Genomic DNA, 24,976 nt, shown 5'->3' with positions numbered 1-24,976 from the left:
TTTTTAGGCAATACTGCCCGCCGTGCGGTTCATCACGGTATGCGCGGTTCTGGTGTTCGTCAGCGGCTGCGGGCTGTTCACGTCCAAGCCGGGCCCGTCCGACGTGACCAATGACTTCGTCGGCAAGCTCGCGAGCGGTGACGTCAAGGGCGCGGCCGGTCTGACCGACGACCCCGGTTCGGCGACCGAGCTGCTGGACAAGTTCCGCGGCGCCCTCAAGCCGAAGGGCATGGCGCCCAAGGTCGAGCAGGTCCGGGAGCCGGGCGGCGAATCGGTGTCGTCCGAGGCGACCGTGACGTTCGACTGGGACCTCGACAAGGGCAGGCACTGGAACTACCAGACCAAGTTCGAGCTGCGCCGCGACGCCGACGTGTGGAAGGTGCACTGGGCGCCGTCCGTCGCGCACCCGAAGCTCGGCGCGCAGCAGACCATCGCGCTGACCGAGCTGAAGCCCGACCCGGCGCCCGTGCTCGATCGCGACGGCACGGCCGTGCTGACGCCCGAGCGAGTGGTGTCGGTGCTGGTGAACCGCAAGGAGGCCGGTGACGTGGCCGCGGTGGCCAAGGCCCTGGCCGACGCGCTGGCCCCGTTCGACAAGTCGATCACCCAGCAGTCGATCACCGATGGGGTGAACAAGACGCCCGAGGGGCAGGTCTACCAGGCCGCCGCCCTGCGCGACGCGGACTACCAGACCGTGAAGCCCAAGATCTACGAGCTGCCCGGCGTGCGCTTCACGACTCAGATCTCCGTGCTGCCGCCGTCACGCGGCTTCGGCTCCCAGGTGCTGCCCGCCGTGCGCAAGGCCGTCGAGGAGGAGATCGCGGGGCACGCCGGCTTCCGCATCGCGACCGTCGACGCGGCCGGTGGCGAGGTCGACGAGCTGCACGCCACCCAGCCGTCGCCTGCCAAGGCCATCAACGTGTCGTTGTCGCGGGTCGTCCAGGCGGCGGCCGAGGACGCTCTGGAGCCGGTCACGCAGCCCGCCATGCTGGTCGCCCTGCAACCGTCCACCGGCGACATTCTGGCCGTGGCGCAGAACGAGCCGGCCGACGCGCAGGGGCCGATTTCCCTGAGTGGCCGCTTCCCGCCCGGTTCGACGTTCAAGATCCCGTCGGCGCTGGCCGTGCTGGAGGCGGGCAAGGTCAACGCCGAGTCGCCCGTGCCGTGTCCGGGGAAGACGACCATCGACGGGCGGCGGATCGTGCCGAACTCCAGCGAGTTCGAGAAGGGCACCATTCCGCTGCGGTCCGCCTTCGCCTTCTCGTGCAACACGACGTTCGCGACTTTGGCCGTGGACCTGCCCGCGGATGCGCTGTCCAACTCGGCTCGGTCGCTTGGGCTGGGGGTCGACTTCGAGATTCCGGCGTTGACGACGATCACCGGGTCGGTGCCGCCCGCTGCCGACGTGGTGGAACGGGCTGAGGACGCTTTCGGGCAGGGCAAGGTCGTGGCTTCGCCGTTCGGGATGGCCCTGGTGGCTGCGACCGTGGCCAAGGGGTCCATGCCTACGCCTTCGTTGTTGCGAGGGCGGGAGACCAAGGTCGACAAGGCTCCGGTCGCGCCCAAGGCGTTGGATCCCGTTCGGCAGATGATGAAGGAAGTCGTCGACTACGGGACCGCGCCGCAGTTGAAGGGGCTCGGGGACGTGCGGGGGAAGACCGGGACCGCGCAGTTCGGGGACGGCGTGCACTCGCACGGGTGGTTCGTCGGGTATCGCGGTGACGTGGCGTTCGCCGTGCTGCTGCTCGGGGCGGACAGCTCGACGCCCGCGGTGGACGTGTCGGCGAAGTTCCTGCGGGCGGTGCCGTGACCGCATGAGCACGCCCGAGGAGCGCCGGCTCCCTCCGAGGAGCGGGGGGCCGTCGTCGGCCCGCTTCCTCAGGGCGGTGCCGTGACGCCGTAATGTGGAGGCCATGGCTGTTCGTGCTCCGCTGGTTCCAGGTGTGCAATCCCCACGTCGACAGGTGCCGTCACGCATCGTGCGTCCCGAGTACGTGGACAAGCCCGCCCCGGCGAAGAACACGGACCCGTGGGTGCAGCCGCCGGAGATCATCGAGGCCATGCGCGTCGCCGGCCGCCTTGCCGCGCAGGCGTTGCAGGAGGCGGGCAAGGTCGTGCAGCCGGGCGCGACGACAGATGACATCGATGCCGTCGTGCACGAGTTCCTCTGCGACAACGGCGCGTACCCGTCGACGCTCGGCTACCGGAACTACCCGAAGTCGTGCTGCACCTCGCTGAACGAGGTCATCTGCCACGGCATCCCGGACAGCACGGTCATCGAGGACGGCGACATCGTCAACGTCGACGTCACGGCCTTCATCGGCGGCGTGCACGGCGACACCAACGCGACGTTCCTCGCGGGTGACGTCGCCGAGGAGAACCGGCTGCTCGTCGAGCGCACGCACGAGGCGACCATGCGGGCCATCAAGGCTGTGAAGCCGGGGCGTGAGATCAACGTCATCGGGCGCGTCATCGAGGCCTATGCCAAGCGGTTCGGGTACGGCGTCGTGCGCGACTTCACCGGGCACGGCATCGGGCGGTCGTTCCACAGCGGGCTGGTGGTGCTGCACTACGACGAGCCGTCGATGAAGACCGTGCTCGAGCCCGGCATGACGTTCACGATCGAGCCGATGATCACGCTCGGTGGGATCGACCACGACATGTGGGACGACGAGTGGACCGCCACCACGCAGGACAAGAGCTGGACCGCTCAGTTCGAGCACACCATCGTCGTGACGGACACGGGCTCGGAGATCCTGACGGTCTGCTAGCTCACCAGATGGCGTTGGGCGAGCGTCGACCAGCCGACGTGGGTCGCCGGTGCGTCGACCCAGGAGTTCGCGCGGGCCAAGAGGGTTTCGTACCTGGCGTACTTCTGTTCGCGCCACGCGCGCGGGTTCATGCCGCAGGCGAGCACGTAGGCCTGGACGTTGCGCCACGGCGGCCATTGGCGTCCGTTGTGCGTGCGCGCGAGCGTTGCGTAGGAGACGTGCATGTCCGGGTGCTCTCGGGCCAGACGGTCCGCGAGCGCTCGCAGGGACATGCCGGTCGATCGGCTCAGGGTCTGCAGGTCGAATGCGTGGGCTGCGACCGGGCCGTCCGCAGGATCAGGGATGTGGTGAGACCGGCCAGGACGTCGGCGCGTGGTGCTCATCTGCTTGCCCTGGCGCGAGGACTGGCCGGGCGCGGATCCTGCCTGGGGAAGCCCGACAGTTGCCGCACGGTGACCGCGGCTGCGCCCAGCACGACGACGATGGTGTCGATTCCGTACCCGAGCAGCATCATCGTGCTCGACCAGATCAACACCAGGGTGATCAGAACCAAGTACGAACCCGGAACGGGTGGGACGTCTGGGCGTGGCTTGACAGCGGAACCGGGCATGAGAACTCCAACGCTCCGTCGGGGGCCGGGTTGGCCCCTCGGTCAAACTGCCGTGCGAAGGATCGCTGGCGCGGTCTGCTGAGTGCTGGGCCGTGATTCCAGATTGGCCCCGAACGGTCGGTTGAACAAGGTCCACTGTCGTGGTCGTGTAACAACTCCGGTGCTACAAGGTGCTGAGTACGTCGGTGAGGGCGTCGGCGACGGTCACCGGGTCCGTGGCCGCCGCCAGGTGGTGCGACGACATCCGCTTCACCGGCCACCCGCGCTGCTCCGCCTCGTCCGCGGCGACGGAATAAGCGTCACTGAGCTGCACGTAGCCCGACGGTCCGAGCCACGCCACGGCCGGCCGTTGCTCCTTCAGGAACTCCCAGGACACCTCGGGGATCTCGTCTCGGATCTCCTCGCGCAGGACCGCGTCGAACACCAGCGACGAGAGCGGGTCCGGGGAGAACCAGAGGTCCCACCGCGGCAGCTTCCCCGCCCGCACCCGTGACTTGATCTCGGAGACAAGCGAAGGATCCACGGTGTCCCGCCACGCCCGGCCGGGGGTGGGCAGGTCGGAGTCCAGGTAGACGATCCCGGACACGGGCGATTCCAGGGCGTCGGCGAAACCGGGCAGCAGCGGGCCCGCGCCGCTGTGACCGACGAGCACGATGTCGTCGGTCACCATGGAGTCCTCCAGGGCGTCGGCGAAGGCGCCGATCAGGCGCTGGTGCACCGGGGGCTCGTTGACCGTCATCTGCAGGTCCATCAGCAGCACCGGCCATCCCCGCGCGGCCAGCGCGTCGGCTAGCGGACGCAGGCTCGCCGGGCCTAGGAAGGGGCTGTGCAGGAGGACGACGGTCGACATGCACGTGATGATGGCAGCATTGGCGCTCATGCGGGGTGCGCTGTTGATCGCAGGGACGACCAGTGACGCGGGTAAGAGCGTCCTCACGGCTGGGCTGTGCCGGTTTCTGAGCAACAACGGCGTGGACGTCGTGCCGTTCAAGGCGCAGAACATGTCGAACAACTCGGTGGTCACGCTCGACGGCGGCGAGATCGGGCGGGCGCAGGCGTTGCAGGCCGCGGCCTGCGGGAAAGAGCCCAGCGTGCGGTTCAACCCCGTCCTGCTCAAGCCCGGTGGTGACCGCACCAGCCAGGTCGTCGTGCTCGGCAAGGCGATCGGCGAGGTGTCGGCGCTCAGCTACCGCGAGCGAAAAGCGGAGCTGCAACACACAGTTCTGTCTACTTTGGACGGACTGAGAAGAGACCACGAAGTCGTCATCTGTGAAGGTGCCGGTTCACCCGCTGAGATCAACCTGCGCGCCAACGACATCGCGAACATGGGCCTTGCGACCAAGGCGAACATCCCCGTGCTCGTCGTGGGCGACATCGACCGCGGGGGAGTGTTCGCGCACCTCTTCGGCACGCTCGCGCTCCTCGACGCCGCGGATCAGGCACTGGTCGCCGGCTTCGTCATCAACAAGTTCCGCGGCGACCCGAAGCTCCTCGAACCGGGCCTCAAACAACTCGAGCAACTCACCAAAAGACCAATACTCGGTGTCCTGCCGTGGCGCGAAGAGCTGTGGCTCGACGCGGAGGACTCGTTGTCCTACACGGCGGACGGCGTGGTCGGCCGGCCGAAGCCGCCGGTGGGCGAGCAGTGGCTCAGGATCGCCGTCGTCCGGTTGCCGCGCATCTCCAACGCCACGGACGTCGAGGCGCTGGCGTGCGAACCCGGCGTGAGCGTGCGGTTCGTCACCGAGCCGTCGCGGCTCGCGGACGCGGACCTCGTGGTGCTGCCGGGATCCAAGGCGACGGTCGACGACCTCGCGTGGCTGCACCGGACCGGCCTGGCGCAGGCGATCACGGACTTCAGCGGCCCGATCCTGGGCATCTGCGGCGGCTTCCAGATGCTCTCAAGGCAGATCGAGGACGACGTCGAGTCGAAGAACGGGGTCACGAAGGGGCTTGGGCTGCTCGACGTCGACATCCGCTTCCGGCAACAGAAAACCCTCGGCAGGCCCGAAGCGACCGCCTGGGGAGAACCCGTGAGCGGCTACGAGATCCACCACGGCCAGGTCGTTCGCAGCAGTGAGGACCCGTTGATCGGCGACGAAGGCGCCCACCAGGACAGGATCCTGGGCACACACTGGCACGGGCTGCTGGAGAACGACGGCTTCCGCCGGAAGTTCCTCATGTGGGCGGCCGAACGGGCGAACCGCGACTTCAAGACGGGAACCGTCAGCTTCGCGCACGAGCGGGCCGCCCAGCTGAACCTGCTGGGCGACCTCGTCGCCGATCACCTGGACACCGCGAAGGTCATCGAACTGCTGGAACGAGGGGCTCCGAAAGGGCTGCCGTTCGTGCCGCCGGGCGCGCCACCAGCTGTGGAATAGCCAGCCCGGCCAGCACCAGGCCGCCCGCGGCTAGGCGCAGCGCGGTGAGCTGCTCGCCGAGGAACAGCCATGCCGAGAGCATGCCGAAGATGGGCACCAGCAACGAGAACGGCGCCACCGTGCTCGCGTCGTAGCGCTGCAGCAGGAAACCCCAGATGCCGAACCCGAGCAGCGTCGAGATCCACGCGACGTAGCCGATCGCGCCCGCGCCGCCCCACGACAGGCGCGTCAACGCCGACATGTCCTCGAACAGGAACGACAGCGCGAACAACGGCAGCACGGCCACCGCGCTCACCCACACCATGAACCGCAGGGTGTCGGCGGGCTTCGCGTACTTCATGACCACATTGGACACACCCCAGCACGCCGCCGCACCCAGTACGAGCAGGAACGCCCCGAGCGGGCTGCCCGCCCCGTAGTCGAGCGCGATCACCACGATGCCGGCGCACGCGATCGCGATGCCGGTCAACTGCACGCCACGCGGGCGTTCGCGCAGCACCACGAAAGCGAAGAACGTCGTGAAGATCACCTGCGACTGCAACACCAGCGAGGACAGGCCGGGTGGCATGCCCGCGTACATGCCGCCGAACAGCAGGGAGAACTTGAGGACACCCAGCACCAGCCCGACGAGCAGTACCCAGCGCCACGGCACCGACGGCTTGCCGACGAACAGCACCGCGGGCACGGCCGCGGCGAGGAAACGCAGCGCGGAGAACAGGATCGGCGGGAAGTTCGCCAGCCCGACGTGGATCACCACGAAGTTGAAGCCCCAGATGGCGGCGACGAGCACGGCGAGGGCGATGTGGCGTGGGTTCACGTCATCGAGTCTGAAGACAAGAACAGTTAAGAACCAGTGATTTATGCTCAACCGAATAGTTTAGAATCGCTACATGTTGGATATGGGTCGGCTCCGTGCGCTGCACGCCGTGGCGGCGCACGGTTCGGTGGGCGCGGCGGCGGAGGCTCTCGGGTTCACGCCGTCGGCCATCTCGCAGCAGATCGCCAAGCTGGAACGCGAGACGCGAACCACGCTACTGGAGAAGCGGGGCCGGGGCGTCGCGCTGACGGACGCGGCGCAACTGCTCGTCGAGACGGCCGGGCACGTGCTCAAACTCGTCGAAGAGGCCGAGGTCACGCTGGAGGAGCTGCGCGGCGCCGCGGTCGGGCGGCTGTGCATCGGGTCGTTCGCCACGGCGGCGCGCGGGCTGATGCCGCGGGTCCTGGTCGAACTGGCCGAGGAACACCCCGCGCTGGACGTGCGGCTGCTGGAGATCGACCCGCCCGAAGCGCTTGACGCCGTCTCGCGCGGTGAGCTGGACCTCGCGGTCGTGCACGACTGGACGAACACGCCGCTGCCCGTGCCGGACGAGCTCTCCCGGATGAAGATCTGCGACGACATCGCGGACGTGCTGATCCCGGAGAGCAACCCGTTGGCGGACAAGGACGTGCTCGAACCGGCCGACCTCGCGCACGAGCGGTGGATGTGCCAGCCGGAGGGTTCGATCTGCCACGACTGGCTCGTCAACACCTTCCGTGCGGCCGGCATCGAGCCGAACCTCGTCTACCGCATCGGCGAGTACCAGACGCAGTTCGCCCTGCTGGCCAAGGGAATCGGTGTCGCGCTGCTGCCGCGTCACGGTCGTGGTGTCGTGCCGGACAATGTCCGGGTCATCCCGTTGCGCCCGACGCCGACGCGCCGGCTGTTCGCCGTGTGGCGCACACAGGCGTCGCGGCGCCCGGCGATCACCGCGGCGCTGGACGTGATCAGGCGGGTGTGAAGCGAAAGTCGTGCGACTTGCCGGGTGCCACGAACTTCAGCAATGCCGCACCCTCACGGGACAGCGCCTGCTGGTCCCGTTTGGACACCTTCGCGTACCCCGTCAGCACGAGCGTCGCCGCGGCCTTCGTCTCCTCGATCTCCCACGTGCCGCGCACGAACCCGTCGACCAGGAACGTCTGCGGGAACACGCCGTTCTTCGTGGCCCCCCAACGCTTGCGGTGCTCGTCGGACATCACGCGCGTGCGATCGGCGTGCGACAGCAACAGGTTGTCGTAGACCGGCAGGTACCGCACCGGCGCGGGTGCGTCCTCGTCGGTCAGCTCACCGTCCGGCACGTCCAGCAGCTCGCGGCCGTTGGGATCCTGGTACTTCACGAGATCGAGCTGGTTGATGTGCGGCCGCAGCCCGGTCAGCTTCGACCACGCGGCGATGTCCGCGGCGGATGCGGGACCGAACGCCCGCAGGTAGCGCTCGATCATCGGGCCGGCGGGCGCGGTGTCCGGCAGCTCCAGACCGCTCCACTGGCGCAGCGACCCGTTCGACGGCATGGCCGACTGCCCCCAGACACCGCTCGGCGGCACGCGGACCATGGGGGACAACAACTGCGCGCCGAACGACAGGGCCCGCGCGGTCGAGTCCGGCCAGCGTTCCAGCAGGCGCGATCCCAGGTCCGCGACCGTCAGCGGCCCCTCTGCCAGGAGCGAGTCCGCCTCGGCGACCAGCTCGTCGAGGTCGACGGACTTCAGCTGCGGGCCGTAGGCGTTCTGCAAACCCTTGGCCAGCATCGGTTGCAGCACGGGCCGCAGCGCCGCGCAGTCCGGCGCCGCTACGAGGTGCAGGGTGCCGCGCATCAGCGTCATCCGCACCAGCGTGCGGTCTTCGATCAACGAGCTGAGGTCGTCGACCGAAAACGACTGAAGCCGCGACCACAGCGCCAGATACGGCGGCGTGGTGGTTTGCGCCTGGAGTCCGACGAGGTGGGTGATGGCGTCGACGACCGGCACGTCCTGGCGCGCCAGCAGGAGCTGACGCGCCAGGAGTGTGCGGTTCAATGTGCGCAGGGACAGTTTCACAGCTCTCCGAAGAACTTCCTGATGTCGGCAACCAGCAGGTCGGGCTCCTCCATGGCGGCGAAGTGGCCGCCGCGGTCGAACTCCGTCCAGTGCACGAGCGTCGGGATCATCTTCTCCGCCAGCGTTCGCACCGGCGAGCCGAGGTCGTGCGGGAAGACCGCGACGCCGGTCGGCACGGTCGTCGTCTCGCGCTTGCCCCACGCGGAGTCCTGCTCGCGGTAGAGGTCCGCCGACGAGCCCGCCGTGCCGGTGAACCAGTAGATCGAGATGTTGGTCAGCATCAGGTCGCGGTTCACCGCGTCCTCCGGTACCTCGTCGGAGTCGGTCCACTCGCGGAACTTCTCGGCGATCCACGCCAGCTGACCCACCGGCGAATCGTGCAGCCCGTACGCGAGCGTGCGCGGCCGGGTGCGCTGGATGTGCATGTAGCCGGACAGCTCCTGCATGTACCGGTCCAGCCCCTCCAGGCGCTTCTCGTCGTCCGCGGACAACTCGATGCCGGGGATTCGGTACGTCATCAGCATGTTCACGTGCACGCCCACGACGTGCTCGGGGTCGACCTGGCCGATGGCCTGCGAGATGGCCGATCCCCAGTCGCCGCCCTGCGCGCCGTACCGCTCGTAGCCCAGGCCGGTCATCAGCGCCGCGAACGCCCGCGCGATGCGGTTGACGTTCCAGCCGGTCTCCGTCTTCGGGGTGGAGAAGCCGAAACCCGGGATCGAGGGGATCACCAGGTGGAAGTCCTGCGACAGCGGCTCGATCACGTCGAGGAACTCGACGACCGAGCCGGGCCACCCGTGCGTGAGGACCAGCGGCAGCGCGTCCGGGCTCTCCGACCGCACGTGCAGGAAGTGGATGCGCTGACCGTCGATCTCGGTGACGAACTGCGGGTACGAGTTCAGCCGCGCCTCCCACGCGCGCCAGTCGTACTCCTGCTCCCAGTAGGACGCGAGCGACCGCAGGTAGTCGACGGGCACGCCGTACGACCAGCCGGCTCCCGGCAGGTCCGGTCCCGGCCAGCGCGTGTTCGCCAGCCGGGCCTTCAGGTCCTCGATGTCGGCGTGCGGGATCTCGATGCGGAACGGGGTGATGTCCATGTCGCTCACGCTACGAGCAAACGCGGACAGGTTCAGTCCTTTTCACCCGTGCTTCTGCAGCAGCTCCTCCAGGAACCCGCCCGCCTCCGCGGCGGCCTTCGCCGGGTCGCCCGCGCGGACCGCGTCCAGCAGCCCGGTGTGCGACACCTGGTTGTGGAACGGCAGCGACGTGTCGACCGATGCCGCGACACTGGCCCTGACCGCCTCGGAGAGCCCCTGGTAGAGCTCGGCGAGCAGGGTGTTGTGCGAGGACTTCACGAGCAGCAGGTGGAACGCGGTGTCGTGCTCGACGACCCGGTCCCAGTCCTGTGCCGCGAGTGCGCCGTCCCGCTGGGCGAGCAACGTGGTCAGCGTCGCGAGCTCCGCCTCGGTGCGGTGCGTCGCGGCGAGCCTGGCGCCCTCGACCTCGAGCGTGCGGCGAACCTGCAGCACCTCGCGCAGCTCGTTGCCGCACATGCGGCGGACCGCGCCGGAGAGCTCGCTGGTCGCGCGGACGAACGTCCCGTCGCCCTGTCTGACCTCCAGCAGGCCCGCGTGCGACAGCGCCCGGACGGCTTCGCGCACGGTGTTGCGCCCGACGCCGAGGGCGGTGACCAGCTCGGGCTCCGGCGGGATGCGCTGCCCGACGGGCCACTCGCCGCTGGTGATCGTCGCTCTCATCTGCTCGATCACCTGGTCAACGAGGCCCGCCCGTCGGGTAGTGGCCAACGGCACAGCGTCATCCTTTCATCCGAACATCCCATGTCTGCGATAGTAGAGCGCGTGACGATTCAGCAGACGACTCTCGACGCCCAGATTGCCACCGATCGTGTTCAACCGGTGCCGATCGCGGTTAAGAATCGTCACGTTCCGCTGATCGGAACCACGCTGCTCGCTGTGGGGGTCGCCCTGGCGGCAGCGAACCTCCGGCCCGCGGTGACCAGTCTGGCCTCGGTCCTCGGCGATGTCCGGTCCGCCCTGGGTGTTTCCGCCGCATGGACCAGCGCGCTGACCGCCGTTCCGGCGCTCTGCTTCGGCTTCGCGGCGTTCGCCGCTCCGTGGCTCGGTCGCCGGCTCGGCATGGCTCGGGCGGTGGGTCTGTCGCTCGCGGTGCTGACCCTTGGTCTCGTGCTCCGCGTGATCGACGGTCCGTGGGTGGTTCTGGGCGGCACGTTCATCGCCTGCGCCGGGATCGCCGTGTCGAACGTGCTGATCCCGGTCGTGGTCAAGGACTCGTTCCCGGCCAGGGTCGGCCTGCTCACCGGCGTGTACACGGCAGCGCTCGCCGCGGGAGCGGCACTCGCCGCCGCCGCGACCCCGCGCCTCGAGGAGCTCATCGGCTCCTGGCGCGGCGCGGTCGGCGCGTGGGCGCTGCTCTCGCTCGCCGCCTTGCTCGTGTGGGCCGCCGGTGCGCGGCACGGTGCTCCAACTCGGACGACGGGTGTTCGTTCCGCGTCGGCATCCGGTTCGATGCTGCGTTCGCCGCTCGCGTGGGTGATCACCGTCTTCTTCGGGCTGCAGTCGCTGTTCGCCTACACCGTCATGGGCTGGCTGCCCGCGATCCTCAACGACGCGGGCGTCGACCGGAACACCGCCGGACTGCTGCTCGCGGTGTCCATGCTGCTCAGCGTCCCGGTCAGCCTCATCGTGCCGCCGATCGCCGCGCGGCAGGCCTCACAGGCCGGCATGGTGGTGCTGCTCGGCCTGCTGTCGTTCGCGGGCATCCTCGGTCTGCTGGTCGCGCCCACGCTCGCGCCCGCCCTGTGGGTGGTGCTGATCGGCCTGGGCATGGGCATGTTCCCGCTCGCGCTGCTCATCGTGTCGCTGCGCACCCGGTCCACTTCGGACACCGCGCGCCTCTCGGCGATGTCGCAGTCGATCGGCTACCTGATCGCCGCCACCGGCCCGTTCGCGTTCGGCGTGCTGCGTGACTTCACCGGCACGTGGTCGGTGGCGCTCGTCGTGCAGCTGGCGCTGCTGGGCGCGCTGACGGCGTTCGGCGTGATCGCTGGGCGCCCCCGCGTCATCTAGTTGCTGACGAACCCGCGGTGCAGCACCGTTAGCTGGTCCGCTAGGTAGCGGGCCCAGGCTTTGGCGCGGTCCCAGTCCGGTGCCGCGCCCCCGAAGCTGACCGGTCCGCTGGCCCCGAGCCGGCGGATCATCCGCGTCACCTCCGGTGGCACCGGCGGCTGACCCCGGTGGAACAGCCAGAGTGGCGTGCGGCGCAACGGAACCTTGTGCAGCTTCACGAACCGGTGCGCGTCACGGGCGGCGGCGTCGCCCATGATCACGGCTCCGAAGTCGTGCAAGCTCGCCGTGTCCGCGACGCTGAGGACGGTCACGCGGAGCCCGCATCCGGCGAGCTCCGTACCGATGACTTTGGCGATCTCGTCTGTGGCGGCGATGGTCGAGGTGTAGGCGACCAGCACCCTCCCCTTCTCTCCCATCGGAGCATCGTGAAGGGTCGAATGCGCGCACTCCAGTGGCAGAAGTCCCTATGTGCTAGGGCGTTTCAGTCCAACGGGAGGTTCAGCAGAGCGTTTTCGACGATCTCGGGCATCGCGGGATGGATCCAGTACTGGCCCCGCGCCATGCTGCGCGCGTCCAGACCGAAGCTCATCGCCTGGATGATCGGCTGGATCACCGTAGACGCCTGCGGCCCGATGATGTGCGCGCCCAGAATTTGGCCACTTTCCGGGTCCGCCAACAGCTTCGCGAAACCCGTCGTGTCCTCCATGGCCCAGCCGTACGCGATCGACGCGTAGGCCTGGCTCGCGGTCACGTACCGGATGTTCTTCGCCTTCGCCTGTTCTTCCGTCAGGCCGACGCTCGCGATCTGCGGTGCCGAGAACACGGCGGCGGGCACGAAGCGGTGGTCCGACCTGATCTTCTCGTCGTTGATCAGGTTGTGCTGCACGACCCGAGCCTCGTGGTTGGCCACGTGCTTCAGCTGGTAGTCCGAGCTGATGTCGCCCAACGCGTAGATGCCGTCGACGTTCGTGCGCTGGTACTCGTCGACCTTGACGCGGCCGTCGTCGTGCTGGGCGATCCCGGCCTGGTCGAGGCCGAGCAGGTCCGAGTTCGGCGTGCGGCCGACGGCCACGAGGAGCACCTCCGCGTCGACGTTCTCCTCGCCCTCCGGGCCTTCGAGGTGCAGGCGGGTGATGTCACCGAGGCGTTCCGCGCGCACGGCCTTGCGCTTCAGCCGGACGTCCCACTTGTCCTTGGCGATCTCGGTGAAGCGTTCGGAGATCTCGCGGTCCTCCTTGCTCAGGAGGAGATCGCCGCGGGCCACGAGCGTGACCTGGACCCCGAAGCTGGAGAAGACGTGTGCGAACTCCGTGGCCACGAAGCCGCTGCCCAGGATGATCATCCGTTGCGGCAGCTCTTCCAGGCGCATGATCGTGTCGCTGGTGTGGTAGCCGACCGTCTCCAGGTCGGCCACGTCCGGGACGACGGGGCGGCTGCCCGCGGCGATCACGAACCGGTCCGCCGTGATCGTCTCGCCGGTGCCCGTGTCGAGGGTCTTCGGGCCGACGAACCTCGCCGTGCCCTCGAAGACCGTGACGTTCGGGTTGTCGTTGGCGCGCCAGTCGCGGCCCGACTTCGCGATCGGGTCGATCCGGCCGAAGATCCGGTCGCGGACGTCGGGCCAGCGGACACCGTCCAGATGGGCGTCCACGCCGAGCTTCGCGGCGTTGGCCGGAGCGGCGGCCTGGTCGGCGGTGTGGACGAACATCTTCGTGGGGATGCAGCCCATGTTGAGGCAGGTGCCGCCGAAGACACCCTTCTCGACTATCGCGATGTTCCAGTGGGCGAAGCGCTCGTCGGGGATCGAGTTGCCGGAGCCGGTGCCGATGATGACCAGGTCGAAGTGCCTCACGCCTTGATCCAACCATCGGCGTGAGGCACTTTGTTCCACTCAGTGCTGGTAAGTGGGTGTGATGATGGCCCTTGCCAGCGTGTGGAACGCGAGGTTGAAGCTGACCACCGCCGGCGACGCGTTCTCGTCCACGTCCAGCTTCTCCACGTCCACCGCGTGCACCACGAAGTAGTAGCGGTGCGGCATGTCGCCCTTCGGCGGCGCGGCTCCGCCGAAAGCGCGCTGGCCGTAGTCCGAACGCACGTGGAAGGCGTCACCGGGCAACGAGGCGTCGGAGGCACCCGCGCCCGTCTCCAGGGACTGCACGGAGGCGGGGATGTTGACCGCGACCCAGTGCCAGAAACCGGACGGGGTCGGCGCGTCCGGGTCGAAGCAGGTCACCACGAAGCTCTTCGTCTCGGCCGGGAAACCGGACCAGCTCAGTTGCGGGGACGTGTTGCCGCCCTCGAAGACCTGCGCGTCGGGGAGCTGCTCTCCGTCGCTCACGTCCGTCGACGTCACGTCGAAGGACGCGACCTTCGGGAGCAGCGAGTAGGGGTCGGGAGCGGCCGGGCGCTCGAGGAACATCGCAATCCCTCCACACGAGATGAATGTGACCTTGACGACCCTAGTCCCGTGCAACCCGAGCGGCCTCTCTAACGTCTCCGAGTTGTGGGGGGAAAGTTGCGTGTTGCCGCCGCGTTGTTGATCGCGGCTGTTGCGGTGTCCTGTGCCCGTGAGCCGGAGGCTCCGCCGCAGGCACCCGTCCTGACGACGTCGTCGCCGAGTCCGACGACCACGACCACTCCGCCGCCGCCTCCGGTGATGTTCCCGCCGCCGTACGCGTACGGGACGGTGCAGGCGACGGCACCGCCGATCGAGCACGGGATGGTGCCCGTGGTCAGCCGGATCGCGACGGACAAACCGTACGTCTTCATCACGATCGACGACGGGGCGATCAAGCATCCGGCGGCGGCCGAGATGATGAAGAAGGCGGGCATCCGGCCGTCGCTCTTCCTCAACACCAAGTACATCGAGGGGCACAAGGACTACTTCAAGCCCCTGCCCGTGACGGTGCACAGCCACACGGCGAACCACCCGAACATGAGCGGTAAGGGCTACGAGTTCCAGAAGCAGGAGATCTGCTCCAACGCCGACTTCATCGCCGGCGAGTACGGCAAGCGGCCCACGTTGTTCCGGCCGCCGTTCGGCAACTACGACGCCACCACGCGCAAGGCCGCGGCCGACTGCGGGTTCAAGGCGCTGGTGTTGTGGACCGCCGCGGTGAACGACGGGCACGTGCAGTTCCAGGCCGGCGACAAGCTCAACAAGGGTGACATCGTGCTGATGCACTTCCGGAGCACGTTCGCCGAGGACTTCCAGGCGTTTCTCGATCGGGCCAAAGCCGACGGCCTGACGCCGGTTCCTCTGGAAGACTTCCTGGCATAACGCTTTCCGACTGAGGGGGAGACTCATGAAGCGTTTCTTCGTGCTGCTCTTGGCCGCCGTGGCGATGTTCGCGGTGGTGCCGGCCGCCAACGCCGACTCGATCGCGCACCTGACGAACATCAGGACCGGGCGGAACATCGGGTACGACCGGGTGGTGCTCGACCTCACCGGGCCGCAGCCGGGGACTTCCTCGTTCGTGACGACCGAGCCCGCGAACTGCGCGTCCGGCAAGCCGATCTCGGTGTCCGGCAACGAGTTCCTCGAGGTGCACGCGCAGCCCGCCGCCACATACGATGATGCCGGAAACCCGACCTACACCGGTCCGCGCAAGTTCGACACGCCGGGACTCACCAACGTGCGCGGCGTCGCGATCACGTGTGACTTCGAGGCCGACCTCGGGGTGGTCGTGGGCTACGAGCGGCCCGGTTCGGCGCACTCGGTGTTCTTCCTGCAGAACCCGTTGCGCCTGGTGATCGACATCAAGAACTGACGCAACCCTGGGCGGGACGGCGCGTCTGCTCTTTCATCGAGGTAGCCCTGAGAGGGGGCCAACATGAAGAGACTCGCCGTCCTGCTTCTCGCGATCGCGGCGGTGTTCTACATCGTCCCGGCCGCCTCCGCGACCAGCACCCCGACCCTCACCGCCATCAGAACGGGCAGGCACACGGGCTTCGACCGCGTGGTGCTCGACCTGAACGGCAACCGGCCGGAGTTCTTCGTCAACGAGGTCGACCAGCTCTACGACTGCGGGCCCGGTAACCCGGTTTCCGTGCCCGGCAACGGTTTCCTGGAGGTTCGTCTCGCGCCCGCCGCGGCGCACGACGATGCCGGGAACCCGACCTACACCGGGCCGCGGAACTTCCCGACGCCCGCACTCGCCAACGTTCGCGGGGTCGCGCTCACGTGTGACTTCGAGGCGAACCTGACCGTCGGGCTCGGATACGCCAACGCCAACTCGTGGCACCGGGTGTTCCTGCTCGACAACCCGACCCGCGTCGTCATCGACATCGGGCTCTAGCGAAAAGCCCCGGGCGGGGAGCCGTCGCCGCGGCTCCCCGCCCGGAGGTCGTTACGCCGCAACGGTTGCGGCGGTCTTCTGCTCCAGCGCGTGCTGCAGCACCTCGGTCACGTCCGACACCAGGTGCACGGTCAGCGCGTCGCGGACCTCGGCCGGTACGTCGTCGAGGTCCGGCTCGTTGCGCTTGGGCAGCAACACTGTCGTGATGCCGGCCCGGTGGGCGGCGAGCAGCTTCTGCTTCACGCCACCGATCGGCAGCACGCGGCCGGTCAGCGAGATCTCGCCGGTCATCGCGACGTCCGAACGCACCGGGCGGCCGGACAGCAGCGACGCCAGTGCCGTCGTCATCGTGACGCCCGCGGACGGGCCGTCCTTCGGCACCGCGCCCGCCGGGACGTGGATGTGCACGCCCTCATCGTCCTTGGGTGCGATGTCCTTGGAACGCAGGTATGACAACGCGATCTGCGCCGACTCCTTCATCACGTCACCGAGCTGGCCGGTGAGGGTCAGGCCCTTGCCGCCCAGCGAGGCCTCGACGAACAGCACGTCGCCGCCCGCGCCCGTGACGGCCAGACCCGTTGCCACACCGGGATGTGCGGTCCGTTCGGCCGACTCCGGCGTGTGCTTCGGGCTGCCCAGGTAACCACGCAGGTCCGGCTGACCGATCGCCACCGGCAGTTCCTCGGAACCGACCGCGACCTTCGCCGTCACCTTGCGCAGCACCCGCGCCAGGGCGCGTTCCAGTTGCCGCACACCGGCTTCGCGCGTGTACTCGCCGGCCAGCTGCCGCAGTGCCGGCTCGTCGATCGACACGTCCTCGGTGGTGAGGCCGGCCTTGTCGATCTGCCGCGGCAGCAGGTGGTCACGGGCGATGGTGACCTTCTCGTCCTCGGTGTAGCCGTCGAGCTGCACCAGCTCCATCCGGTCCAGCAGCGGCGCCGGGATGGACTCCAGCACGTTCGCCGTCGCGAGGAACACCACGTCCGACAGGTCGAGCTCGACCTCCAGGTAGTGGTCGCGGAACGTGTGGTTCTGCGCCGGGTCCAGCACCTCGAGCAGCGCCGCGGTCGGGTCGCCGCGGTAGTCCGAGCCGACCTTGTCGATCTCGTCCAGCAGCACGACCGGGTTCATCGAGCCGGCCTCGGAGATGGCCCGCACGATGCGGCCGGGCAGCGCGCCGACGTACGTGCGCCGATGCCCGCGGATCTCCGCCTCGTCCCGCACGCCGCCCAGCGCGACGCGCACGAACTTGCGGCCCATGGCCCGCGCGACGCTTTCGCCGAGCGACGTCTTGCCGACACCGGGCGGACCCACGAGCGCCAGCACCGCGCCGCTGCGCCGGCCACCCACGACACCCATGCCGCGGTCGGCCCGCCGCTTGCGGACGGCCAGGTACTCGGTGATGCGCTCCTTCACGTCGGCCAGGCCGGCGTGGTCGGCGTCGAGGACCTCGCGGGCGCCCTTGATGTCGTAGGCGTCCTCGGTCCGTTCGTTCCACGGCATCTCGAGCACCGTGTCGAGCCACGTCCGGATCCAGCCGACCTCGGGCGACTGCTCGGACGTCCGTTCCAGCTTGTCCACTTCGGACAGCGCGGCCTTGCGCACGTTCTCGGGCAGGTCGGCGGCCTCGACGCGGGCCCGGTAGTCCGCCTCCTCGGACGCGGGCTTGCCGTCCAGCTCGGCGAGCTCCTTGCGGATCGCGGCGAGCTGCTGGCGCAGCAGGAACTCCCGCTGCTGCTTCTCCATGCCCTCCTTGACGTCCTTGGCGATCGTCTCGGCGACGTCGAGCTCGGCCAGGTGCTCGCGGCCCCACTCGAGCAGCTTGGTGAGGCGCTCGGCGACGTCGGACGTCTCCAGCAGCCAGACCTTCTGTTCGTCCTTGAGGTACGACGCGTACCCCGCGAGGTCGGCCAGCGCGGACGGGTCGTCCACCTGCTGCACCGAGTCCACGACCTGCCACGCGCCCCGCTGCTGCAGGATCGTGGTGACCAGCGCCTTGTACTCGCGGGCCAGCTCACGGGCGTGGCCGTCGACGGTCTCCTCGACGACGGTCGCCTCGACCCACAGCGCGGCGCCGGGACCGGTCGTCCCGCTGCCGATCCGCACGCGCTTCGTGCCCCGCACGACGGCCGCGCGCTCGCCGCCCGGCAGGCGTCCCACCTGCTCGATCTCGGCCAGTGTGCCGACCGGCGCGTACTTTCCGTCCAGCCTGGGGACCAGCAGGACCTGCTGGTTCGACGTCGCGGTGGCCGCGTCAACCGCGGCTCGGGCCTCGGCGCTGGCGTCGGATCCGGAGATGCGGATCGGTACCACCATGCCGGGCAGTACAACGACGTCGTCCAGCGGCAGTACCGGCAGAGCCACCATGTCGGTCTCCTTCAAAGTTGAGTCTGACTGGCTCAACCAAGTGGAGCACCGCACTGTTCCTTTGTTCGCTGTGGGCGGACTCACCTGTCCATGCGGGAGAACTTCTGTGCGATGGAAAAGTGCTGGTGGAGCTGGGGATCGACGAATCCGGCGAGCCAGCTGATCCGGCCGTCGCGCACGTGCGGCAGGTTGATCGCGCCCAGCAGGAACTCGTGGTCGACGTACTGGTAGCAGGCCAGCGCCAGCTGCGCGTTGGCCCGGATCGGCACGAGCCGCCACGGCGTCGCGAACAGCCGCTCGCTGACGAACCTCCGGATGCGGTCGCGGCCGTCGAACCACGCGGGCAGCGGCGGCATGGTGAACCGCGCGTCCTCGGTGAGCAGATCGAGTAATCCGTCCACGTCGGCCTTCTCCCACGCGGTGACGAGCGCGTCGACCAGCTCCCGCCGCCCGTCCGCGCCGAGCGCCCGCAGTTCCTCCCGCTGGCTGCGCTCGGGGTGGTCCACCGCGGCCCGCGCGGCTTCGAGCGTGCTGCCGACCGACGCGCGCGTCATGTCGAGGATCTCCGCCGTCTCGTCCGCGCTGAACTCCTCGCACAGGCTAAGCACCGCGCGCTGGGGGAACGGCAGGTGTTGCAGTGCGGCGACGAACGGCAGCTCGACGCTCTCGCTTCCGGCGCCGAGCAGGTCGTCGGGGGCGGGTTCCACCCACAGCGGTCCCGTGACCGGTGTGCCGAGGTCGCTAGCGTCGGCGCACGCGGGGCCGTGGTCGAACGGCAGCATCCGCCGCGGGCGATTCCGGATCAGGCGCAGGCACGCGTTGTTCGCCGCGCGGTAGCGCGACGTGCGTTCGGAGCCGGTCGTTCCGCGCGACGCGTCCTGGGCGTCCTGGACCGAGCCGAGCATCCGGTAGCAGTGGGCGAACAGCCCGTCGGTCGCCATGGGCAACATCTTGCCCAACCGGATGGGCTCGTTACAGGTGAACGGGAAACGCCGTGAGCCCGCGCAGTACCGGGTCCGGCCGGAACAGCGGCGTGGTCTCGGTGAGCCGCAGCTCCGGGAAGCGGCCGAACAACGCCGGCAGCGCGACCTTGGCCTCCAGCCGCGCCATGACGGCGCCGATGCAGTAGTGCACACCGCCGCCGAACGCGAGCGTGCCCGGCGGGTCGCGCGTGATGTCCAGCCGGTCCGGGTCGGCGTACTTGACCGGGTCGCGGTGCGCGGCGCCGATCACCGGGAACAGCAGTTGGCCCGCCTCGACCCGGCGGCCGCTCAGCATGATCGGCGCGGTGGTGAGCTGCGGCGGGGTGACGGGCACCGGAGTGTCGTAGCGCAGCAGTTCCTCCACCGCGGAGTCGATCAGCTCCGGCTGTTCCCGCAGCAGCGCCGCCTGCGCGGGGTGGCGCAGCAGCGCGAGCGTGGCGTTGCCGATGAAGTGCGCGGTGGTCTCCAGACTGCCGTTGATCAGCACGAGCACGGTGAGGATGAGCTCGGCGTCGTCGTATCCGGGCGTGGCGGCGATCTGGGAGATCAGGTCGTCCTCGGGTGTCCTGCGGCGCCACGCGATGAGGTCCTCGAGGTAGTCGAAGATCTTCTCGGTGGCGAGGCTCGCGTTGCGGGCGGCCGCGATCGGGTCCTCGGACGGCAGCGCCTGGCCGATGATCTTCATGGCGTCGCCGACGAGTCCCACCAGCCCCTCGACGTCCTCGTCCGGCACACCGATCAGCCGGGACACCGCGATCGTGGGCAACGGATACGCGAGGTCGCGCAGCACGTCCGGGTCGGGCTTCGCGGCCATGTCGTCGAGCAGCTGCTCGGTCACGCGCTCGATCTCGGGGCGGATCCGTTCGGCCGTGCGCGGCGTGAACGCCCTGGCCACCAGCGCGCGCAGCCGGCCGTGCTCCGGCGGGTTGGCGAACGCGAGGCTCGTCGCCAGCTTCTCCTCGAACCAGGCCAGTTCGCCGCGCACCTCGTCGGGCAGCCGGCCGAGCAGCATGTCACCCGCGGGCGGGCGGATCGTGCGGGGATCTGTCAGCACCGTGCGGACGTCGTCGTACCTGGTGACGAACCACCCACCGAGCGCGGGCTCGAAGTGCACGGGGGAGTACTCGCGCAGGAACGCGTAGGCGGGATACGGATCCTGGATGAACGCGGGGTCGATCGGGTTGAACATGGCGGTGGTGGGCATGACGCTCAACACGTTGGATGAAATGTCTCAGTTCGGTCGTGTGGCGGTGGACACCCGTGTGGCGTAGAGGCAACATCTCGCGCGTGATGGAACAGCTCAACTGGGTGCCCTCGTCGGTCGACGTCACCAAGCCCAGCGTGGCGCGGATGTACGACTACTTCCTGGGCGGCTCGCACAACTTCGAGGCCGACCGCGCCGCCGCCAAGGCGGTCGAGCAGTTCGCGCCGGGAGCCGCGACCGGCGCGCAGTCCAACCGCTCGTTCCTCCGCCGCGCCGTGCGCACCCTCCGGGCGGCCGGTGTCAGCCAGTTCCTCGACCTCGGCAGCGGCATCCCGACCGTCGGCAACGTGCACGAGATCGCCCAGCAGGACGATCCCACCGCGCGCGTCGTCTACGTCGACTTCGAGCCCGTCGCCGTCTCCCACGCCAACCTGCTGCTCGCGGAGAACGACTACGCGTGCGCGATTCAGGCGGACCTGCGGTCGCCGTCGACCGTGCTGACGCAGTCGAATCTCCTGGACTTCACCAAGCCCGTCGGCGTGCTCATGGTCGCCGCGCTGCACTTCGTCCCGGACTCCGACGACCCGTACAGCGTCGTCGAGACCTACCTGGACGCGTGCGTGCCCGGCAGCTACCTGGTGCTCTCGCACGGCACCATGGACGGCTACGACCCCGAGGACAACGGCGCCGACCAGGTCAGCGCCATCTACAAGCGCACGGGCAACCCGGTGACGCCGCGCACGCACGCCGAGGTGTCGCGCTTCTTCACCGGGCTGTCCCTGATCGAGCCGGGCGTCGTGCCGGTCAACGAGTGGCGGCCCGACGCCGACGCCGACTTCGTGGGCATCTACGCCGGGGTGGCGCGCAAGGACTCGTAGATCCGGTCCCTGATCTCGTTCGCCTCCTCGTCGGTCAGGGTCCGCGTCGGCGCGCGCAGGGTCAGGCGCAGCAACACGTTCTTCTGACCTGGCATCGCTTTGAGACGTTCGACGACGTGGTCCGGCAGGTCGGCCACCGGAGTCTCGCTGAGGATCTCGATCTCCTCGACGGTGTTGCCGGTGTCCGTGTCGCGGATGACGTCGCCCAGCGTCTCCAGGTCCGCCTCCGGGTCCGTGGCGATCGAGATGTCGCGGATCATCCTGGGGTGCCTGGAGATCGGCCGGTACGGGCTCAGGTCGTGCATCTGGTCGTCCGTGGTCCTCAGCAGGCGGATGTCCGGGATTCCCTTGCGCAGCATGAGCAACCGGTCCAGCCCCCAGCCGCTGGCGAGGCCGTGCCGGTCCACTCCGGCGCGGTCCAGGACGTGGCGGGCCGCGATGCCGCACTCGCCGATCTCGACCCACCGGTCCGCTTGTTTGACGTCCACCTGCCAGCCCTGGTCGGTGTACGGGTGTTCCCTTGGTGTCAGGCGGTATTCGGCTCCTGGGAGTGCCGCTTCGACGATCGTTTTTACGAGCGTCCTTATGTTCTGTGGTGTTCGGCTGATCTGCCACACGTCGAGTTGGTGTGGCGTCCCGGTGTGCAGGCGGTCGACCGTGTCGCGCCGGTAGACCATGCCTGGGCACACGAGCGTCACGTCGTCCGTCGTCTGCTGGAGGGCGGGCGGGATCATGGCTGACGTGTGGCTGCGGAGCATGCACGTCTCGCTGACGTACCTCGTGTAGCGGGCGTCGCGGGTGATGGCGTTGCGCGGATAGCCGAGGTGTTCGTAGTTGTGCTCCACCGGGACCAGTGGGTGGCGGCGCACGATCTCGACCGGTTTGGTCAGTCGCTCCGTGATCGCTTCGATGATCAGCTGGATGGCGTGGTGGCCCTGGGCTGGGTCGGTGAGGTCACGGATCTCGAGGGCGCGGGTCAGTTCTTCGGTGCGGTACATGAGAGTTCCCATCGGGTCGCGGGTACGGGATCAACCCCCTGGCCGGGTCCCGCCGCCGATGGAAGTCAGGCGCGCGTGCACGCCCCGGCGACTGGCTCTGCCAGCCGGGGGCCGCTAAATCGCTGCGTCATGGTTCGAGGGTAGCGCGATCGGCAACCCCGATGCGGCCATTCGAGTGGTGGACGATTCAACGTGATAACGCATGGTGATCCTTCCCCGAAGGACGGGGCAGCCGGCTGAACCAACGTCCACCACTCGTCCTCGAAGGTGAGATTCGTGACCCAACCGCCGTTCGGCACCCCTGGGCAACCGCCGGCCGATCCGCCGCCCTCGTCGATGTGGCAGCAGTCCGCACCAGTCCAAGTACCGCAGTCGTATCCCTTGCCGCTCAAGAAGAAGCCGAAGAAGTGGCCTTGGATCGTCGGTGGGGTTGTCGTGCTGATCGTCGCCGGTTCGGCCCTGTCGAACGCGCAGCGCGACCAGGCGACCGGCGCCGCGAGCACGACGAGCGCCAAGCCCACGACCACGGTTCGGACGACCACGACGACGACCACCACGACCACGACCAAACCGCCGCCCCCGCCACCGTCCGTGTTCAAGGGCAGCGGCGACGACGTGATCACATTGGACCGTCCGGCCGGAGTGAAGATCGCGAAGTTCGAGTGTCCCGCCTGTACCAGCAACACCATGCTGAAGTCGGACGGCTTCGAGTCCTTGCTCGTCAATGAGATCGGCGCGTACAGCGGTCAGATGTGGTTGGACATCAGAGACGGCAGCCGGACCACCACCTTGACCGTCAAGGCCTCCGGGGCCTGGACCTTGACCGTAGGTGAACTCGACATGGCGACGAAGGCGTCGGGCCCGGTGTCGGGCAAGGGCGACTCGGTCGTCTTCTTCAGCGGCAAGTCGACCAAGGCGAAGATCACCAACGTCGGCGAGAGCAACTTCATTGTGCACGTCGTCTCACTGGACAAGGAGCGGTTGGACCTCGCGGTCAACCACATCGGGAGTTACGAGGGCACCGTGCCGCTCGCCGGACCGGCGTTGATCCAGATAACGTCGAGCGGATCTTGGTCGATCACACCGGGGTAGCGCGATCGGCAACCCCGATGCGGCCGTTCGGGTGAGTCGCGGCTAACGAATGGAGGCCTTCGAGCGAAGGAAGGACATGACCGAACCCACGCCGTGGTGGACTCACCTCGCACCGGCCTACGTGCCGGAGCAGCGTGGCCTGCCGTCCGCGCACCGGCGGTGGCCGTGGTTCATCGCCGCCGTCGCGGGCGTGGTCGTCTTCCGTGTGGTCGGCATGTGGTGGGGCTATCTAGGTTCCCCGCCATGTCGAAGAAGCGCGGTGGTCCCTGGGCGCGGCTGACGCCGCTGTTCATTCTGCTCGGTCTTGGGGCAGGGATCGCGAGTGTGTGGGCGTGGCCCGCGTACACCTACCAGTTCGGCGACCAGGTGATGGTGAGCTACACCGGTCCGTGCGAGACCACGTACGGACGCCGGGGCGGCAGCACGACGGACTGCCCGGCCACGTGGACGGTCGACGGTGTCGAGGTCAAGGGAGAGCTCACCGACAGCGTCGGTGAGGACATCAGGGACACCAGTACGGGTGGCGCGTTCGTCACGAGCGTGTGGGGGACCACCGCGCGCACCAAGATTCGGCAGCCGGAGTCCGCGCTCGGCCTTGCGGGGCCGTGGGTGCTGCTGCTGGCGATCGCGGGCGGCCTCGTCTCGGCCCGGCAGCAGCGCAGGATCACCAAGGAGTGGCGGGCCGAGAACCCGGACGCCGACGAGCTGCACCTCGCCGACGAACCCGAGCTGACGGCGGAGATCGTTGGCCTGGAAGCGAAGCTGGGCCGGCCCGTCGCGGAGTACGCCGGCAAGACGCCGGTCGGGTGGTTCGTGTTCGGCGTGCTGTTGCTGGGACCGTTGGGGTACAGCCTCTTCCAGGGGATCGAGACGGTCGTCGAGTACGGCATCGCCGCGTGCGCGGTGCCGGCGGTGATCTACGGCCGCGTGCGCGTGGCGAAGCGGAAGGCGTGGCGCGCGACGTTCTTCACCAACGGCATTCACGTGGTGCAGGACGGCAAGCGGTTCACCTCGCGGTGGGACGAGGTGACGGCGGTGCTCGTGTCGATCGGCCAGCGGCACAAGTACACGGTGTGGCGCAACGCCGAGGAGAGCTTCGACTTCGAGGACGAGTGGCGCGACATCGCCGAGCTCGGGCAGCGGCTCACGCGTGATGCCAACCGCGTGATGCTGCCGCGTTACGTCGAGTCGTTCGAGGCCGGTGTCGCGTTGAAGTTCGGCGGGATCGTGGTGAACCGGGACGGGGTCAGCGCGGACAACTCGTTCGCGCCATGGCACACCGTGACGCGGTTCGAGCTAGCCGCCGGGCAGGTCGACATCAAGGCGCCCACGCTGCGCAAGGTGCTGTGGGTCAGGGACACGCCGAACGTGCAGATCCTGCTCGCACTGGCCAACGCCGCGCGGGCTACTCGGGCAGCGTGATTCGGGGGGGTT

The 24,976-nt window shown here is 68.7% G+C and carries 26 protein-coding genes; 12 read left to right on the top strand and 14 right to left on the bottom strand.

The features are described from left to right. The first annotated feature begins 22 nt into the window (after positions 1-22). A complete protein-coding gene (locus tag QSK35_RS17045; protein ID WP_285747185.1) occupies positions 23-1,810 on the top strand; it encodes a penicillin-binding transpeptidase domain-containing protein in 1,788 nt (595 codons plus the stop codon). 103 nt (positions 1,811-1,913) lie between these two features. Then, positions 1,914-2,771 carry a type I methionyl aminopeptidase gene (gene map, locus QSK35_RS17040; protein ID WP_285747183.1) on the top strand — a complete coding sequence of 286 codons (858 nt, stop codon included), beginning with the start codon at positions 1,914-1,916 and terminating at the stop codon, positions 2,769-2,771. Here the strand turns inward: map and QSK35_RS17035 are convergent. The 3 genes from QSK35_RS17035 to QSK35_RS17025 form a co-directional block, all read right to left on the bottom strand. After that, the gene (locus QSK35_RS17035; RefSeq protein WP_285747181.1) at positions 2,768-3,043 is read right to left on the bottom strand and encodes a hypothetical protein; all 276 of its coding nucleotides are present in this window, start codon (positions 3,041-3,043) and stop codon (positions 2,768-2,770) included. The two genes, map and QSK35_RS17035, sit on opposite strands and share 4 nt — an antisense overlap. A 107-nt stretch (positions 3,044-3,150) precedes the next feature. After that, positions 3,151-3,324: a hypothetical protein gene (locus QSK35_RS17030; protein WP_285747179.1), complete on the bottom strand. Its 174-nt coding sequence runs from the start codon at positions 3,322-3,324 to the stop codon at positions 3,151-3,153. 220 nt (positions 3,325-3,544) lie between these two features. Then, positions 3,545-4,231, bottom strand: coding sequence for a hypothetical protein (locus tag QSK35_RS17025; protein WP_285747177.1), 687 nt, complete (start codon positions 4,229-4,231; stop codon positions 3,545-3,547). A gap of 28 nt (positions 4,232-4,259) precedes the next feature. Here QSK35_RS17025 and QSK35_RS17020 point away from each other — a divergent pair, with 28 nt between their 5' ends. Then, positions 4,260-5,762 carry a cobyric acid synthase gene (locus QSK35_RS17020; RefSeq protein ID WP_285747644.1) on the top strand — a complete coding sequence of 501 codons (1,503 nt, stop codon included), beginning with the start codon at positions 4,260-4,262 and terminating at the stop codon, positions 5,760-5,762. On the opposite strand, the gene QSK35_RS17015 is transcribed toward QSK35_RS17020, so the two are convergent. Next, on the bottom strand, positions 5,686-6,579 hold the full coding sequence (locus tag QSK35_RS17015; protein ID WP_285747169.1) for an EamA family transporter: 894 nt from the start codon (positions 6,577-6,579) through the stop codon (positions 5,686-5,688). The two genes, QSK35_RS17020 and QSK35_RS17015, sit on opposite strands and share 77 nt — an antisense overlap. A 73-nt stretch (positions 6,580-6,652) precedes the next feature. Between QSK35_RS17015 and QSK35_RS17010 the strand changes: the two genes are divergently transcribed. Beyond that, positions 6,653-7,540, top strand: coding sequence for a LysR family transcriptional regulator (locus tag QSK35_RS17010; RefSeq protein ID WP_285747166.1), 888 nt, complete (start codon positions 6,653-6,655; stop codon positions 7,538-7,540). On the opposite strand, the gene QSK35_RS17005 is transcribed toward QSK35_RS17010, so the two are convergent. The 3 genes from QSK35_RS17005 to QSK35_RS16995 are packed head-to-tail and all read right to left on the bottom strand — an operon-like array spanning position 7,527 to position 10,426. Beyond that, the gene (locus QSK35_RS17005) at positions 7,527-8,594 is read right to left on the bottom strand and encodes a winged helix DNA-binding domain-containing protein (RefSeq protein ID WP_285747164.1); all 1,068 of its coding nucleotides are present in this window, start codon (positions 8,592-8,594) and stop codon (positions 7,527-7,529) included. The genes QSK35_RS17010 and QSK35_RS17005 overlap by 14 nt on opposite strands. Positions 8,595-8,611: 17 nt before the next feature. Next, positions 8,612-9,712 (bottom strand): epoxide hydrolase family protein, encoded by a 1,101-nt coding sequence (locus tag QSK35_RS17000; RefSeq protein WP_285747162.1) that lies wholly within the window; start codon positions 9,710-9,712, stop codon positions 8,612-8,614. Between the two features lie 42 nt (positions 9,713-9,754). After that, entirely contained in the window at positions 9,755-10,426 is a 672-nt protein-coding gene (locus QSK35_RS16995; protein WP_285747160.1) for a FadR/GntR family transcriptional regulator, read from the bottom strand. A gap of 162 nt (positions 10,427-10,588) precedes the next feature. Between QSK35_RS16995 and QSK35_RS16990 the strand changes: the two genes are divergently transcribed. Next, on the top strand, positions 10,589-11,722 hold the full coding sequence (locus QSK35_RS16990; protein ID WP_285747157.1) for an MFS transporter: 1,134 nt from the start codon (positions 10,589-10,591) through the stop codon (positions 11,720-11,722). On the opposite strand, the gene QSK35_RS16985 is transcribed toward QSK35_RS16990, so the two are convergent. From QSK35_RS16985 to QSK35_RS16975, 3 genes are all read right to left on the bottom strand, one after another. After that, positions 11,719-12,138 (bottom strand): NADPH-dependent FMN reductase family protein, encoded by a 420-nt coding sequence (locus QSK35_RS16985; RefSeq protein WP_285747155.1) that lies wholly within the window; start codon positions 12,136-12,138, stop codon positions 11,719-11,721. The two genes, QSK35_RS16990 and QSK35_RS16985, sit on opposite strands and share 4 nt — an antisense overlap. Positions 12,139-12,203: 65 nt before the next feature. After that, a complete protein-coding gene (locus tag QSK35_RS16980) occupies positions 12,204-13,574 on the bottom strand; it encodes a mycothione reductase (RefSeq protein WP_285747153.1) in 1,371 nt (456 codons plus the stop codon). A gap of 39 nt (positions 13,575-13,613) precedes the next feature. Continuing rightward, positions 13,614-14,141 (bottom strand): YbhB/YbcL family Raf kinase inhibitor-like protein, encoded by a 528-nt coding sequence (locus tag QSK35_RS16975; protein WP_285747151.1) that lies wholly within the window; start codon positions 14,139-14,141, stop codon positions 13,614-13,616. A gap of 84 nt (positions 14,142-14,225) precedes the next feature. On the opposite strand from QSK35_RS16975, the gene QSK35_RS16970 reads away from it, so the two are divergent. The 3 genes from QSK35_RS16970 (at position 14,226) to QSK35_RS16960 (ending at position 16,020) form a co-directional block, all read left to right on the top strand. Beyond that, positions 14,226-15,002 (top strand): polysaccharide deacetylase family protein, encoded by a 777-nt coding sequence (locus QSK35_RS16970; protein WP_285747149.1) that lies wholly within the window; start codon positions 14,226-14,228, stop codon positions 15,000-15,002. 25 nt (positions 15,003-15,027) lie between these two features. Beyond that, a complete protein-coding gene (locus QSK35_RS16965; protein ID WP_285747148.1) occupies positions 15,028-15,492 on the top strand; it encodes an AMIN-like domain-containing (lipo)protein in 465 nt (154 codons plus the stop codon). A gap of 63 nt (positions 15,493-15,555) precedes the next feature. After that, positions 15,556-16,020 carry an AMIN-like domain-containing (lipo)protein gene (locus QSK35_RS16960; protein WP_285747146.1) on the top strand — a complete coding sequence of 155 codons (465 nt, stop codon included), beginning with the start codon at positions 15,556-15,558 and terminating at the stop codon, positions 16,018-16,020. A gap of 51 nt (positions 16,021-16,071) precedes the next feature. Here the strand turns inward: QSK35_RS16960 and lon are convergent, their stop codons facing one another. The 3 genes from lon to QSK35_RS16945 form a co-directional block, all read right to left on the bottom strand. Further along, complete coding sequence (lon, locus tag QSK35_RS16955; RefSeq protein ID WP_285747144.1) at positions 16,072-18,387, bottom strand: endopeptidase La; 2,316 nt, start codon at positions 18,385-18,387, stop codon at positions 16,072-16,074. Positions 18,388-18,467: 80 nt separating this feature from the next. Next, entirely contained in the window at positions 18,468-19,328 is an 861-nt protein-coding gene (locus tag QSK35_RS16950; RefSeq protein ID WP_285747142.1) for a nuclear transport factor 2 family protein, read from the bottom strand. A 31-nt stretch (positions 19,329-19,359) separates the two neighbouring features. Continuing rightward, positions 19,360-20,574, bottom strand: coding sequence for a cytochrome P450 (locus tag QSK35_RS16945; protein WP_285747140.1), 1,215 nt, complete (start codon positions 20,572-20,574; stop codon positions 19,360-19,362). Positions 20,575-20,660: 86 nt separating this feature from the next. Here QSK35_RS16945 and QSK35_RS16940 point away from each other — a divergent pair, with 86 nt between their 5' ends. Further along, a complete protein-coding gene (locus tag QSK35_RS16940; RefSeq protein ID WP_285747642.1) occupies positions 20,661-21,452 on the top strand; it encodes an SAM-dependent methyltransferase in 792 nt (263 codons plus the stop codon). Here the strand turns inward: QSK35_RS16940 and srmL are convergent. Beyond that, a complete protein-coding gene (gene srmL / locus QSK35_RS16935) occupies positions 21,422-22,462 on the bottom strand; it encodes a PheS-related mystery ligase SrmL (RefSeq protein ID WP_285747138.1) in 1,041 nt (346 codons plus the stop codon). The genes QSK35_RS16940 and srmL overlap by 31 nt on opposite strands. 264 nt (positions 22,463-22,726) lie before the next feature. Here srmL and QSK35_RS16930 point away from each other — a divergent pair, with 264 nt between their 5' ends. The 3 genes from QSK35_RS16930 (at position 22,727) to QSK35_RS16920 (ending at position 24,964) form a co-directional block, all read left to right on the top strand. Beyond that, entirely contained in the window at positions 22,727-23,542 is an 816-nt protein-coding gene (locus tag QSK35_RS16930; RefSeq protein ID WP_285747136.1) for a hypothetical protein, read from the top strand. Between the two features lie 76 nt (positions 23,543-23,618). Beyond that, entirely contained in the window at positions 23,619-23,822 is a 204-nt protein-coding gene (locus tag QSK35_RS16925; RefSeq protein WP_285747133.1) for a hypothetical protein, read from the top strand. After that, positions 23,786-24,964, top strand: a complete 1,179-nt coding sequence (locus QSK35_RS16920) for a DUF6585 family protein (RefSeq protein ID WP_285747131.1) — start codon at positions 23,786-23,788, stop codon at positions 24,962-24,964. Before QSK35_RS16925 ends, QSK35_RS16920 begins: the two co-directional genes overlap by 37 nt. Positions 24,965-24,976: the final 12 nt, after the last annotated feature.

Origin of the sequence: Lentzea sp. NBRC 105346 (genome assembly GCF_030269605.1) — a bacterium.
GTDB lineage: Bacteria > Actinomycetota > Actinomycetes > Mycobacteriales > Pseudonocardiaceae > Lentzea.
The sequence above is the reverse complement of the archived record's forward strand: the minus strand, read 5'-3'. Positions and strand labels throughout refer to the sequence as shown.

Excerpts from the sequence above, each read along its gene's own strand:
- QSK35_RS17010 (WP_285747166.1), top strand. The coding sequence starts at position 6,653 with ATGTTGGATATGGGTCGGCTCCGTGCGCTGCACGCCGTGGCGGCGCAC.
- QSK35_RS17000 (WP_285747162.1), bottom strand. The coding sequence starts at position 9,712 with ATGGACATCACCCCGTTCCGCATCGAGATCCCGCACGCCGACATCGAG.
- QSK35_RS17025 (WP_285747177.1), bottom strand. The coding sequence starts at position 4,231 with ATGTCGACCGTCGTCCTCCTGCACAGCCCCTTCCTAGGCCCGGCGAGC.
- QSK35_RS16945 (WP_285747140.1), bottom strand. The coding sequence starts at position 20,574 with ATGCCCACCACCGCCATGTTCAACCCGATCGACCCCGCGTTCATCCAG.
- QSK35_RS16965 (WP_285747148.1), top strand. The coding sequence starts at position 15,028 with ATGAAGCGTTTCTTCGTGCTGCTCTTGGCCGCCGTGGCGATGTTCGCG.
- lon (WP_285747144.1), bottom strand. The coding sequence starts at position 18,387 with ATGGTGGCTCTGCCGGTACTGCCGCTGGACGACGTCGTTGTACTGCCC.
- QSK35_RS16920 (WP_285747131.1), top strand. The coding sequence starts at position 23,786 with ATGTCGAAGAAGCGCGGTGGTCCCTGGGCGCGGCTGACGCCGCTGTTC.
- srmL (WP_285747138.1), bottom strand. The coding sequence starts at position 22,462 with ATGGGAACTCTCATGTACCGCACCGAAGAACTGACCCGCGCCCTCGAG.
- QSK35_RS16925 (WP_285747133.1), top strand. The coding sequence starts at position 23,619 with ATGACCGAACCCACGCCGTGGTGGACTCACCTCGCACCGGCCTACGTG.
- QSK35_RS16975 (WP_285747151.1), bottom strand. The coding sequence starts at position 14,141 with ATGTTCCTCGAGCGCCCGGCCGCTCCCGACCCCTACTCGCTGCTCCCG.
- map (WP_285747183.1), top strand. The coding sequence starts at position 1,914 with ATGGCTGTTCGTGCTCCGCTGGTTCCAGGTGTGCAATCCCCACGTCGA.
- QSK35_RS16950 (WP_285747142.1), bottom strand. The coding sequence starts at position 19,328 with ATGGCGACCGACGGGCTGTTCGCCCACTGCTACCGGATGCTCGGCTCG.
- QSK35_RS16960 (WP_285747146.1), top strand. The coding sequence starts at position 15,556 with ATGAAGAGACTCGCCGTCCTGCTTCTCGCGATCGCGGCGGTGTTCTAC.
- QSK35_RS16940 (WP_285747642.1), top strand. The coding sequence starts at position 20,661 with ATGGAACAGCTCAACTGGGTGCCCTCGTCGGTCGACGTCACCAAGCCC.
- QSK35_RS16985 (WP_285747155.1), bottom strand. The coding sequence starts at position 12,138 with ATGGGAGAGAAGGGGAGGGTGCTGGTCGCCTACACCTCGACCATCGCC.
- QSK35_RS17035 (WP_285747181.1), bottom strand. The coding sequence starts at position 3,043 with ATGTCCCTGCGAGCGCTCGCGGACCGTCTGGCCCGAGAGCACCCGGAC.
- QSK35_RS17020 (WP_285747644.1), top strand. The coding sequence starts at position 4,260 with ATGCGGGGTGCGCTGTTGATCGCAGGGACGACCAGTGACGCGGGTAAG.